Below are 13,744 nucleotides of genomic sequence, written 5' to 3' on the forward strand. Positions count from 1 at the left end.
TTTGTAAATAACAGGAAGTGGTTTTTCATCTAACTACATATGCACACTATACATAAACACCAAGTATGAAATATAAATTATCAGCAACGCCAATCCTTGAACTCTATAAATCCTTTTACTAATAAATGAAGGAATAACTAATACTAGCATTACTAAAAGGGCAACAGGAAAATCTAGGAACAAATTTTGCTTTAGAATCTTAAGAGGAGCTACGAAGGCAGATATACCAGTAACCATAGTTATATTCAATATATTTGCTCCTAATATGTTACCAATAGATATATTTGCATGCCCCTTCTTAAGAGCTGTAAGAGCTGTTGCAAACTCAGGTAGAGATGTACCTACTGCTATTAATGATAATGCAATAACTGATTCAGGAACTCCTATACCCTTTGCTAATATGACACCACTGTGAACTAATATCTCAGAGCCTGCTAATATGGCAACAGCTCCCAATACGAAGAATAGTCCAATTTTTAGCTTCATTTTAGAATCTAGATGAAGCTTTTGCTTGACTGGCTTCTTATCCAGTTTATTTTTTAAGATAAAGAAATCAAAGACTATATAGACTATTAGCATAGTAATAAGAACTATAGCGTCTGATTTGTTTATTCTTCCATCAATAGCCAAATAAGCCATTATCACAAAATATAATATCATAAGTAAAGATTTAAGCTTGAAGAAGTTACTAGTAATTTTACTAGGCTTAATTATGTTAATAAAAGCGAGAATTAAGCCAATATTGCAAATAATTGACCCGACTGCATTACCTATACTAATTGTAGTATAGCCATCTTCAGCAGCTGATATGGACACTAGGGCTTCAGGCAATGTTGTTGCAAGACTTACAATAGTAGCTCCTATTAGAACCTCAGGAAGCCCAGAAGCTCTTGCTATTGAAATTGCAGATTCTGTAAACCAATCTCCACCTTTAACTATCAGTAATAATCCAATACAGAAAAATAAAATTGCGTATATCAAGCTAATGGCCCCCTAAGATTAAATTTCTTTAGTTCATATTTATTATAAAGAATAAAAAATATACATATAAAAAGATTGAATGAAGGAAAATCTATTTAAATATAGAAATGTATAAGTATGAGAAATATTTTATGTAGAGGAGTGTTTTTATGACATTAGAAGTATTAACCAAAAAAGCATCTGATGGTTTTTCAGAAGCTATTGTATTACCATGTTTTCAAGAATTAGAAGTATTAAAAATTACTTTTCCTGTAAAAGAAGTAGAGGAAATGGTAAAGCATTTAATATCTGAAGAAGAATTTACAGGGAAATATAATGAAGTTCAAAGCTTTAAGCTACCTAAAAAAGATTATCCTAACAAGGTTATCTTACTAGGTTTAGGTAAAGGAGAAGAATTAGACCTAGAAAAAATAAGAAAAGCTTCTGCAAAGGCTATGAAAGAAGCAATAGGATTAAAGGCAAAAAGTGTAGACTTTTATCCAGTTGAAATAAAGGAAGGATATTCATTAAGCCAAGCTTCAAGGGCAATGACAGAGGGAGTATTACTCGGGAGCTACAAATTTGACAAATATATAGAGGACAAAAAAGAAAATCCAGTAAAAAACATATATTTTATAGGAAATGATATTGATCATATCCAAGATTTAAGTAAAGGTGTAGAGGAAGGTAATATACTCAGTAAAGCTACCTTGTTAGCGAGAGACATGGTTAATGAGCCTGCAAATGTACTTACCCCCGCAAAGCTAGCCTCTATTGCGGAAAAGTCAGGTAAAGAAAATGGCTTTGAGGTTGAAATTTTTAAAGAAGATAAAATTCAAGAGCTTGATATGGAAGCATTCCTAGCTGTAGGAAGAGCATCAGAGAACAGACCTAGATTAATAGTAATGAGATATTTTGGTGACAAAGAAAGCAATGAGATAATTGGACTTATAGGTAAGGGACTAACATATGATAGTGGGGGTCTTTGTATAAAGCCTAAGGATAGTATGGTAAATATGAAAAGTGACATGGGTGGAGCTGCTTCTGTAGTTGGTGCAATGGAAGCTATAGCAAAGAGAAGGCTTAAGGCTAATGTAGTAGCAGTAGTTGCAGCATGTGAAAACTCCATAAATGGTAATGCTTATAGAACTGGGGATATAATAGGCTCTATGGCAGGTAAAACTATATTTATTGGTAGTACAGATGCTGAAGGTAGACTAACTCTTGCTGATGCTATTCACTATGCTATAGAAAAAGAAAAAGTAACAAGGGTGTTGGATATAGCTACACTTACAGGAGGGGCCATAGTTGCTTTAGGAGGAGGAGCAACACTTGTTGTATCGAATGATGATGAGTTTTATGAGGCTTTAGAATCCGCATCAAAGGTAACAGGTGAAAAGGTATGGAGAATGCCAGCCTTTGAAGAATATAGAGAATTGCTTAAATCAAAGGTTGCAGATTTAACTAACTCTGCTGGAAACCCACAAGCTATAACAGCAGCTTTATTTGTAAAGGAATTTGTTCAAGATAAGCCTTGGATACACATGGATATAGCAGGAACAGCATTTACTAGCAAAGCCTCTGAGTACATTGCAGAAGGAGGAACTGGAGTAGGAGTAAGAACTCTTTATGAAATGGTAAAAAAACTAAATAAATAAATTTATTAATTCATATTTCCTTCACATTCTCTTTCTATAATTAAGATACAAAATATGAAGGAGGTATTTAATTATGAAAAAGAAAATAATCACTTTAACATTGGTAGCAATTTTTGTGCTCTCAATGGGAGCTATGGCATTTGCAGATTCTAAGGTTGATGTACCAAGCTGGTTTAATGAAATGATTAGCTGGAAAAAGGACAGAGTTAATGAAGCTCTAAAGGCTGGAGATATTACAGAAGAACAAGGCAAATTACTTAATGAAAGAATTGAAAGCATGGTAAAGTACCACGAAGAAAAAGGATTTAATTTTCCAGCAGATTGTTTAGACCCTAATGAAAGAGGAGCGGGGAGAAGAACGATGAATGGATTTAAGCAAGGTCAAAGAAGAGGCACAATGAATGGATTTAGATGGAACAATAATTAATTAAAGTGGAGCTACCTAATAACTAGGTAGCTTTTCATTTTTTATCTACACTTTTCTCTAATTATTTGATAAAGTAGGTATAGATCCTTTAAACAGAAAAAGAGGTGTAATAATGAAAAAATATTTAGAAATGTTCTCTGTTTTTTTCAAAATAGGAGCCTTTACTATAGGTGGAGGCTATGCTATGGTTCCACTTATTGAAGCAGAGGTAGTAGACAAGAAAAAATGGATTGAAAAGGATGAATTTATTGATACCTTAGCATTAGCGCAAGCCTCCCCTGGACCAATTGCAGTAAACACTGCTGTTTTTGTAGGATTTAAAATGGACAGATACAAGGGTGCATTTTTTACTACTCTTGGTTCAATATTACCGTCTTTTTTAATAATACTAGCCATTGCTATGTTTTTTAGACAGCTAAAGGATATGGAGGCTGTTGAAAATGCTTTTAAAGCAATAAGACCTGCTGTAGTAGCATTGATAGCAGTTTCAGTCATTAGCTTATCAAAAAATTCAAGATTAAAGGGAATTGGCTATTTAATTCCTATAGTAGTTGCATTAGCTGTTAAATATCTAAAAATCACCCCCATATTATTTATCATCTTAGCTGCTATTGGAGGCAATATCTATGTAAATGTAATTAAAAAAGGGGGAGCTTAAAATGATTTACTTAAAGCTTTTTATTACCTTTTTTAAAATAGGTCTTTTTAGCTTTGGTGGAGGTTATGCTATGCTTCCTCTTATACAAACTGAGGTAGTAGATGTTAATAGCTGGATTAGTATCAGTGAATTTACTGATATAGTTGCTATTTCTCAGGTAACACCAGGCCCTATTGCAGTAAATAGTGCCACCTACATAGGATATACTGTTACAAATAGTGTAATTGGTTCTTTTTTTGCTACATTAGGAGTAACGCTGCCTTCTGTAATCATTATGCTTATTATTTGCAATTTTTTCTTTAAATTTAAAAACAATAAATACGTTGAAAATGCTTTTGTAGGCTTAAGACCCGTTGTAGTAGGCCTAGTTTTATCTGCTATGCTACTTCTAATAAACAAAGAAACCTTTATTGATTATAAAAGTATTATATTTTTTGCCTTAGCCTTTTTAGCTACATGGAAGCTTAAAATGAATCCTATATTAATCACACTTTTAGCTGGAATAGCAGGATATTTTATTTATTAGATACGTATTAACAGGATCTAATTATAAATATATAAATCTAATAGAGAAATCATAAATTATAAAAGAAATCATCTTGGATATACTAAATCCGAGGTGATTTTTTTGTACATCTATACAAGGAAAATAAAAATTTTAAGGCTTATAATCTTTATAGCTATAATAGCTCTGTTATTGACTTCATGTGCACAAAAACAAGAAAAACCAATGATAGAAAAAGAAACAGAAAAAATACCAGAGTCATTGAAGCAAATGGTAGAGAAGACAGAAGAGCTAATGGATAAACTAGAAGGCATAATAGAAGAGAGTAAAAAACCTGAAATAACAGAAAAAGAAGCTGAGGAAGGGAAAAAATCAACAGAAGATAAAAATAATGAATCTAATGAAGAAGCTAAAAACTCGAAAGATAAAAGTCAAGACCCATCTAAAAACAAAGAAGCTGAAAAAACAATGGAAACATCACAGAAAAAACAGGAAAAGATAACCTCTATGTGGGATGATGCAAAAAAAATCTCAAAGGAAATACATTTTTCCTGGAGTGAGTATGAGCTATTAGCAATGGAAAAAGGGCTTAAAGAGAAAGAAATCTCAAGTTTTGAAGATTCATTAAATAATCTAACCGTGTCAATAGATGAGAAAAGTATATTAAACTCACTTAACTATTCAAATAGCTTGAGCTTTAATATGTCACCTTTTTTTGATACATATAAGGGAAACAATGAAGGATATTTAATGAGAATAAAACATTACATTAGACAGGCATATTTAAATGCTATGAAGGATGAGTGGAATAAAAGCATAGAAAACATAAAAGAAGGATTAGAGGCAATGAACATAGTAAGAACAAGGATAAAACTTGATAAAAAAGATCAAGACCTTATGGAAAAGCTAAACCTATCAATGATCAATATGAATTCATCCATATCTAAAGAGAACCTAGAGCTTTTAAAGGTAAAAAGAGATATTACCTTAAAAAACATTGATAGCATAATGGGCAAGGTACATTAAGACTTCTATAGCTTTATGCTGCTTGGAACAAAACATAATTGACTATCGTCTAATAGGTATAAATATAAAGGTGGTGGTTATTATGTTATTAAAGAGTAAAAAAAGAATATATATAATTTCATTGTTTATAATTCTTACCTTAATAATATCAGGCTGTTCTTCTAAAAGCTCTTATCCTATGGATAAAGCACAATATGAAACTGCTGAAGTATCAGAAGCAGCTAAACCCTCCGATAACTCTGTAAAATTTGGTAGTGCTTCAATGATGGATAGAGATGCTTATAATGAAGTAGAACCTGAAAACCAAGCAACTGATGGTAGAAAAATAATAAAAACTGCACAGCTTGAGCTAGAAACAACTGAGTTTGATAAGGCTACGAATGCAGTAATCGATAAGGTCAATTCTGTAGGAGGATATATAGAAAACTCAACTATTACAGGTGGTAGAAAAATCAATACGGAAGACTTTAGAAATAGAGAAGCATCATTTGTACTTAGAGTTCCAGAAAAGAGCTACAAAGCGGTATTAGATGATTTAATTACAATTGGAAATATAATAAGAAATGAACGTGGGGGCTCTGATATTACAAGTGAATATTTTGATTCAGAGGCCAGACTAAAATCCTTAACAATTCAAGAAGAAAGATTACTAGAAATACTTAAAAAAGCAGATAAGGTCACAGATATTATTGAAATCGAAAGAGAGTTATCAAATATTAGGTATCAAATAGAAAATCTAACAGGTACCTTAAGAAAATGGGATAATCTTGTAAGCTTTGCAACAATAAATGTGCATGTTTATGAAGTGAGAGAAATTACAAAGCCAGAGCCTATAACATTAGGAGACAGGATAGAAAACGGATTTAAAAATTCTATAAAAGGCATTATTACTGTAGGTAAAGAGCTTGTAGTACTTATAGCTACCTTAATTCCTGTAATCATACTAACATTGATCATATTAGCAGCAGTATTTTATATAATGAAAAAAGCAAAAAAAGGTAAAGGTAAGGATAAAGGTAAAGAAGAATAATTAATATTTAAAAAATAATAGAAAGAGATTTCTATTATTTTTTTGTTACCAGGGTTATAATATATAATAGGATAAATTTCTAGGGGTGCAGAACATGGATAACGAGGCTATATTAAATTATTATATGTACAATTCTACTTTGTTGCCTAGCTGTGATGATAGAGGCTTTGTAAAAGCCACCTCTCCATTAATATACGAGGTTATTAGAATAATTGATGGTGTTCCAATTTTTTTAGAGGATCACTTAGAGAGAATGAGAAAGTCTGCTAAGCTTATAGGCAAGACAATAAGAAGAACTGATGAAGAAATAAAAGATGAAATACACAAGCTGATAGCTGCCAACAGTGAGTACAATTTAAATATAAAGTTATTATGTGGAGACTTAGATCAAGAAGAACAGACTTTTATAATTTATTTTATAAGGAGCAGTTATCCTGAAAAGGAAATGTATGAAAGTGGAATACATACTATTTTGTACTATTTAGAAAGGGAAAACCCTAATGCTAAAATAGTTAATAATGAAATAAGAAAAAGAATAAATGAAGAGATAAAAAAGCAGAAGGCTTATGAAGCTCTTTTAGTGAATAATAAGGATTACATTACAGAAGGCAGTAGGTCTAATATGTTTTTTGTAAAAGGCAGTAGAGTATATACGGCTCCACCGGGAGATGTGCTATTAGGCATAACAAGAAACGAAATCATGAAGATTTGTAAGGAAGAAAATATCCATGTAGTAGAAGAGGAGATTCACCAAGAATCTTTAAAAAGTTTGAACGGAGCCTTTATGACAGGAACATCAGTTAACGTGCTTCCCATTACCACAATAAATAATATTGAGCTCCATTCAACAAGTAATCCTATAATAAAAAGAATTTCAGAAGGCTATCTAAGAAAAATACAAAGCTATATTAATGAAAGAAAAGACTGTGTCAAATAGGGCACAGTTTTTGTTTTGGGAAATGATTGCAATGTTTACAAATTACTGTTAAAGTGAAATTATAAGTTAATATCTAATCTTAATAAATCGGGAGGTGTGTTATGAAGGTACATATGTCAATATATTTGACAAATCAAAAAAAGACACTAAAGAAGCTAATAGAATTACTGTCTGAGGACTTCAAATATGTTTCTGTCTTAGGCACAGATACATGTGGTAAATCTTATCAAGTTAGAAGAACAGGAGTAAGCATAAACGATACAGACTGGGCTGAGAGAGGGTTTGTAGCAAGAATCCATAATGGATACAATTATTCTGAGTATTCCTTTAATGAGCTTAGAGAAGAAGGTATAGAAGAGCTAATCCAAAATATTAAAGAAAAGATTAATGAGGATATAGAAAAATTGAAAGCGTCTTCCATAAAAGTTAGCTCTTACCCTTTAATTGAAGAAGAGAGAATTACAGATAAGCTTTTTAAAATAGTAAAAATACTTCCTGAAGAGGTAACAGCAGAAGAAAAAATTAAAAAAATGACTAGAATAAAAGATGAAGCCTTTAATTATTCCGAGCAACTAGTAGATTTTAGAATATCATATGAGGAATGTCATGTATCTAAAGTTTTCATATCACAGAATAAAGAGCTAGAGCAATCCTACATATGGGGGCAGGGAAGCATGTTTGCAATAGTTAGAAGGGATGATAACACTAAATACTATTATGATAGTGTGTCCGGATTAAAAGGCGTTGAAATACTTGATGAGCTACAGCACAAAGCAAAGGATGTAGTAAGGCTTGCAGAAAAGCTTTTAGATGCTAAAAAAATTATTCCAGGAGAATATGATGTAATATGTTCGCCAGGTATAGCAGGCTTAATAGCACATGAAGCCTTTGGTCATGGGGTAGAGATGGATATGTTTGTTAAAAATCGAGCAAAGGCTGCTGAATATATTGGTAAGGAAGTGGCATCAGAACTAGTAACTATGCATGACGGAGCAGCAGCTGCCGAAAATGTATCCTCTTATTATTTTGACGATGAAGGAGTTCTTGGAACTGATACTATAATCATAGATAGGGGAATCCTTAAAACTGGGATATCAGACTTGTTATCGGCTCTTAGATTAAAAACAACACCAACAGGAAATGGAAAACGAGAATCCTTTGAGAGAAAGGCTTATGCTAGAATGACTAACACCTTTTTCTCAGGTGGGGATGACAAGCTTGATCATATGATTTCTTCAATAAAAGAAGGATATCTTCTTGATGTGATGCTAAGCGGCATGGAGGACCCTAAGGATTGGGGAATACAATGTATGATTCTTATGGCGAAGGAAATAAAAGATGGAAAATTTACTGGCAATATTATGTCTCCTGTTATTATGACTGGCTATGTACCAGATGTACTAAGCTCTATCTCTATGGTATCTGAGGAAGTAGAAATATTTGGCTCAGGAGCTTGTGGAAAAGGCTACAAGGAATGGGTAAAGGCAGCTGATGGAGGTCCATATATCAAAGCAAGAGTGAGGTTGGGATAATGATAGAGAAAATTAAAAATATATTATGGAATGTTAATGGTATAGATGGTTGGAAAATAGACGAAAGAATAATAGAATCAAAGGAATTATTTTTTATAAAAAAAGAGCTTGATATGAATAGAGCTAAGGATGTTCATCATATTAAAGTTACTGTGTATAAGGACTTTGAAGAGGATGGTAAAAAATATAGAGGCTCTTCTACAACCTCTATACATCCTACAATGATAGAGGAAGAAATAAAAGAGGCAATTAATAGTGCATTATATGGAGCTAGCTTTGTGAAAAATGAATACTATCCATTAGTTAAACCAAAGGTAGAGATACAGCCTATAATGGAAAATAAATTTACAAAACCATCTCTATCAAGCTGGATGCCAATACTAACAGATGAAATTTTTAGGAGCGACAATTATACTAATGGATGGATTAATTCAGCAGAGCTTTTCTTAAATAAGATATATACAAGAATATTAAATTCAGAAGGCCTAGAAGTATCATATGAAACATACAGGGGAGAACTAGAATTTATAACTAATTGGAAGGAAAACGGAGAAGAAGTAGAGCTTTATAAGGATCTTATATTTTCTGATTATGATGAAGAATTAATAACGAAATCCGTAGACGAAATGCTAACCATGAGTAGAGATAAAGCCATAGCTAAGCCTACACCAGTTCTCAAGGATGTGGAGGTAATATTGTCAGGAGAACCTGTAAAAGAGTTTTTCAGCTATTATTATGACCAGGCAGGTGCTCATTCAGTATATGAACAATTTTCTATTGCTAAGCTAGATAAAAGCATACAAGGGGACAATATAAAAGGAGATAAGGTTAATATGTATCTTGACCCTTACTTAGAAAACTCAACGCTATCAGCTCCATATGATTCAGATGGACTTAGATTAAAAAAGGTTTCCTTATATGGAGATGGTATATTAAAAAGATATTGGGGCAATACGAGATATTCACATTATTTAGGTATAGAGCCTACAGGAAGCATAAGAAATATTATAGTAGATGGAGGAAGTAAAGAGATAGAAAAGCTTAAGATAGGTAAGTACCTAGAAATCAAAGTGTTTTCAGATTTCCAAATGGATACATTAACAGGTGATTTTGCAGGAGAAATAAGATTAGGCTGGTATAGTGACGGTGAAAAGGTAATACCAGTAACAGGAGGTTCTATCTCAGGCAATATAAATGAAGTCCATAAGGAAATGTATCTATCTAAAGAGCTGCAAAAAACAAATAACTTTAAAGGACCTGAGTCAATCAAGCTATTAAATGTGAGCATAGCAGGAGTAGAGTAATAAATAAACGTTCTTATATTGACTTTAGAATCAGTATAAGGACGTTTCTAAATTTTGTGCTTTAAGCATAGTGAGAGGAATGAGAGTAAAGATGAAATCTGAAATCAAATCTTATTTAAAGCTATTGTCCAAATATTTACATGGTCAAAAGATGAAGGTTTTATTACTGTCTCTTGTCCTTATATGTGGAATCATTTTACAGCTAATCAATCCACAGATCGTAAGGAGCTTTATAGACACCGCCCTAAATAATGATAATTATTCACTACTAACTAAAATGGCGATTTTATATGTTTCTCTAGCTATTATTCAACAGCTTTTATCCCTAGTAACAACCTACCTGGCGCAAAAAGTCGGATGGAGTGCAACTAATTCTTTAAGAGAGGATTTAGTAGAGCATTGCTTACATCTGGATATGGATTTTTATAAGGGGAAAAGACCAGGAGAGTTAATAGAAATAATTGATGGAGACGTAAATATATTATTCAATTTCTTCTCTAGAATGGGAATTGTACTAGTAAGCAATAGCATACTCCTTATAGGAGTACTCCTTATGTATTTCAGAGAAGATTTTAGGATAGGAATTGCACAGGTGATTTTTTCTGCCATTGCTTTTTGGGCCTTGATGAAATTTAAAAATATTGGGACAAAATATTGGAAGGAAAACAGAAGGATAACCACAAAGATTTTTGGATTTGTTGGGGAAAGCATTAGTAATACAGAAGATGTAAAGGGAAATGGAGCTAAGGACTATGTTATGCATAGACTTCATAAGCTTCAAAAGGAATGGCTTCCAAGTAGAAAAAAATCTAGTGTTGCAGGCTGGAGTATGTTTATGGTAATGCTTGCACTTCAAGCCATTGGCTTTGCAATTTCTTTTATCATTGGTACATATTTATGGAAAAGGAATGTTGTTTCTATCGGAACAATATATCTATTTTTCAATTACGCTAATTACCTTGTAAGACCTATTGATGCTATACAAAGACAGCTACAGGATATGCAAAGTGCTGGTGCAAGTATTTCACGAATAGAAGAGCTATTGCTTAGGGAAAGTATAGTGAGAGATAGTAAAAGTAATTTAATTATTGATAAAAATCCTCATCTAACAGTAGACAATATAACCTTTGGCTATGAGAAAGATGAAGAAATACTAAAGAATATATCCTTTAAAATAGAAGATAGCAAGAATATAGGACTTCTCGGAAGAACAGGAAGCGGTAAAACTACTTTAGCAAGACTGCTCATAAGATTTTATGATGTAAACTCTGGTGAAATAAGACTCGGTAATCATAATATAAAGGATATATCATTACAGGAGCTAAGAAGTAAAGTTGCATATGTTACTCAAGAAGTACAATTATTTAACGGAACCATAAGGGACAACCTTACTTTTTATAACGAAGCTATAAGTGATGACCTTATATATGAAGCTATCAGAGAAATAGGCCTGCAAGAATGGTTTGATAAGTTCCCAAAAGGCTTAGACACTGTCCTTGGGACAAATGGAGTTGGACTTTCGGCGGGAGAAGCACAGCTTTTAGCTTTTATAAGAGTACTATTGAAAAATCCATATATGATTATTTTAGACGAGGTTTCTTCAAGATTAGACCCAGAAACAGAAAGACAACTACAAAACACAATAATAAAATTGCTTCAAGGAAGAATTGGAATAATTATTGCACATAGAACATGGACTATAAATTTTGTTGATGAAATAATGATTTTGGAAAATGGAAAAATTTTAGAATATGGAAAAAGAGAAGAGCTTGAAAGTGATATAGACTCGCAATTTTATAATTTATTGAAAACTGGACTTCAAGAGGAGGCAGTAGTATGAAAAATTTCAAAATGATTTTAAAAATATTGAAAAATAAACCTATTGCTTTTTTAAATAGCTATATCACTTATCAATTAGCAACTATGTTTCCTTTAGTAACAGGTCTATTAATGAGAGAAATTTTTAGCAACTATGAAAAGGGGAAGACAGACACAACAGTCTGGTGGTTTATAGGATTTTTTATTGCTGTTCTTTTAGCTAGAATTGTTTCTGTTTACTTTTACTCAATAACAAATGCAACATCAAGGTTTGTGTCAAGCTCCTTAGTTAGAGTTAATCTTTTAAACAAGATAATGGAAAAACCAGGCGCAAAGGCTCTAAACAAATCTAATGGAGATACACTGAATAGCTTTCGAGAAGATATAGGACAAATTGAAGATTTTATCACAGTATGCTTCAATGAATTCCTTAGTGTATTCATATTTTCAGCCTTGTCCTTATTCGTGCTAATAAAAATAAACTACAAAATAACCTTGCTGGTATTCTCTCCCTTAATATCAGTAATAATAATTGTAAGAATGACAGGAAATAGAATAACAAAATACAGAAAAGATAACAGAAAAGCAACGGGAGTAGTATCCTCAGCTTTAGGAGAGATGTTTACAAATATCCAAGCTATAAAGGTATATGGCTCTGAAGAAAGCATGAAGGAAAACTTTAAAAAGCTGAATACAGCGAGAGAAAAGTTTGCCATAAGAGACAATATGTTTACACAGCTTTTAATGTCGATTTATGAAAATATTCTTAGTATAGGAACTGGAATGATATTAATAGTTGTATCCTTTTCAATTAAAGAAGAAAAATTTAATTTAGGTGATTTCACTATATTTATATACTATATGAACTTTATATCCTCCTTCATTCAGTATTTTGGCAATGTTATGACAAAATACAAGCATACTGCTGTAGCCATCAAAAGTATTTCAGATATAAGTGAAGGAATAAATAGAGAAAATCTTGTGGAAAATACTCCTTTATATATTAAGGAAGAGATACCGGAAATTCAAGAAAATAATCTTGAAGATGGGGATAAGCTAACAGCTTTATCCACCGAAAATTTGACTTATCTTTACCCAGAGACAGGTGGAGGAATAGAAAATATAAGCTTAAATGTAGAAAAAAACACATTTACAGTTGTAACAGGTAGAGTAGGGTCAGGTAAAACAACACTCCTAAGAACTTTATTAGGATTACTAAAGCCTCAAGATGGGAAGGTGTATTGGAATAATAACCTGGTAAATAAACCAGATGAATTTTTTATTCCGCCAAGGATAGCTTATTCTCCACAAATACCTCATTTTTTTAGTACAACCGTGGAGGAAAATATACTGCTAGGGAAGGATAAAAACAAGTCAGATATAAACAATGCAATATATTTAGCTGTTATGGAAAAAGATATAGAAAATATCCAAAATGGTATACATACTGTCATTGGCACCAATGGAGTAAAGCTTTCAGGAGGTCAGCAGCAAAGGCTTTCGGCAGCAAGAATGTTTGTAAGAGATGCAGAGTTATTTGTGTTTGATGATATTTCTAGTGCACTAGATGTTGAAACAGAAGAAGCTTTATGGACAAGACTTTTTGAAAAAGAGAATGCCACCTGTATAGCAGTTTCAAATAGAAGAGGGGCATTAAAAAGAGCTGACAACATAATTTTACTCAAGGATGGAAAAGTTATGGCACAAGGAAAGCTTGATGAGTTGCTTGGAAACAATGAAGAGATGAAGCTAATATGGGGAGAGAGCATATAAGATATTCTAATGTAGGGAATGATGAGGATATAATTTTAAGTAGAGAAATTATCCATATATTAAAATAATAAATTAAGATTCTTTGATAAAATGAATATAGAAAAAATCAATTATGC

The 13,744-nt window shown here is 32.3% G+C and carries 12 protein-coding genes; 11 read left to right on the forward strand and 1 reads right to left on the reverse strand.

The window, feature by feature from the left end:
• Positions 1 to 33 precede the first annotated feature (33 nt).
• Entirely contained in the window at positions 34 to 981 is a 948-nt protein-coding gene (locus tag BLV37_RS09590) for a calcium/sodium antiporter (protein WP_176967940.1), read from the reverse strand.
• A gap of 149 nt (positions 982 to 1,130) precedes the next feature.
• Between BLV37_RS09590 and BLV37_RS09595 the strand changes: the two genes are divergently transcribed.
• The 11 genes from BLV37_RS09595 to BLV37_RS09645 all read left to right on the forward strand — a co-directional run bounded on the left by BLV37_RS09595 (position 1,131) and on the right by BLV37_RS09645 (position 13,628).
• The gene (locus tag BLV37_RS09595; RefSeq protein WP_091730578.1) at positions 1,131 to 2,618 is read left to right on the forward strand and encodes a leucyl aminopeptidase; all 1,488 of its coding nucleotides are present in this window, start codon (positions 1,131 to 1,133) and stop codon (positions 2,616 to 2,618) included.
• A 73-nt stretch (positions 2,619 to 2,691) separates the two neighbouring features.
• Positions 2,692 to 3,045: a DUF2680 domain-containing protein gene (locus BLV37_RS09600; RefSeq protein ID WP_091730581.1), complete on the forward strand. Its 354-nt coding sequence runs from the start codon at positions 2,692 to 2,694 to the stop codon at positions 3,043 to 3,045.
• A gap of 112 nt (positions 3,046 to 3,157) precedes the next feature.
• A complete protein-coding gene (locus BLV37_RS09605) occupies positions 3,158 to 3,703 on the forward strand; it encodes a chromate transporter (RefSeq protein ID WP_091730583.1) in 546 nt (181 codons plus the stop codon).
• Position 3,704: 1 nt separating this feature from the next.
• Complete coding sequence (locus BLV37_RS09610; protein ID WP_091730586.1) at positions 3,705 to 4,229, forward strand: chromate transporter; 525 nt, start codon at positions 3,705 to 3,707, stop codon at positions 4,227 to 4,229.
• 102 nt (positions 4,230 to 4,331) lie between these two features.
• Positions 4,332 to 5,234, forward strand: a complete 903-nt coding sequence (locus BLV37_RS09615) for a hypothetical protein (protein WP_091730589.1) — start codon at positions 4,332 to 4,334, stop codon at positions 5,232 to 5,234.
• A gap of 82 nt (positions 5,235 to 5,316) precedes the next feature.
• On the forward strand, positions 5,317 to 6,264 hold the full coding sequence (locus BLV37_RS09620; RefSeq protein ID WP_091730591.1) for a DUF4349 domain-containing protein: 948 nt from the start codon (positions 5,317 to 5,319) through the stop codon (positions 6,262 to 6,264).
• Positions 6,265 to 6,358: 94 nt separating this feature from the next.
• Positions 6,359 to 7,201 carry an aminotransferase class IV gene (locus tag BLV37_RS09625; protein ID WP_091730594.1) on the forward strand — a complete coding sequence of 281 codons (843 nt, stop codon included), beginning with the start codon at positions 6,359 to 6,361 and terminating at the stop codon, positions 7,199 to 7,201.
• Positions 7,202 to 7,302: 101 nt separating this feature from the next.
• A complete protein-coding gene (locus BLV37_RS09630; RefSeq protein WP_091730596.1) occupies positions 7,303 to 8,733 on the forward strand; it encodes a TldD/PmbA family protein in 1,431 nt (476 codons plus the stop codon).
• Positions 8,733 to 10,037, forward strand: a complete 1,305-nt coding sequence (locus BLV37_RS09635; RefSeq protein ID WP_091730599.1) for a metallopeptidase TldD-related protein — start codon at positions 8,733 to 8,735, stop codon at positions 10,035 to 10,037. Before BLV37_RS09630 ends, BLV37_RS09635 begins: the two co-directional genes overlap by 1 nt.
• Positions 10,038 to 10,116: 79 nt before the next feature.
• Positions 10,117 to 11,877 (forward strand): ABC transporter ATP-binding protein, encoded by a 1,761-nt coding sequence (locus BLV37_RS09640; RefSeq protein WP_091730601.1) that lies wholly within the window; start codon positions 10,117 to 10,119, stop codon positions 11,875 to 11,877.
• Complete coding sequence (locus BLV37_RS09645; RefSeq protein WP_091730604.1) at positions 11,874 to 13,628, forward strand: ABC transporter transmembrane domain-containing protein; 1,755 nt, start codon at positions 11,874 to 11,876, stop codon at positions 13,626 to 13,628. The genes BLV37_RS09640 and BLV37_RS09645 overlap by 4 nt, the downstream gene beginning before the upstream one ends.
• Positions 13,629 to 13,744: the final 116 nt, after the last annotated feature.

Source organism: Proteiniborus ethanoligenes (assembly GCF_900107485.1).
GTDB lineage: Bacteria > Bacillota > Clostridia > Tissierellales > Proteiniboraceae > Proteiniborus > Proteiniborus ethanoligenes.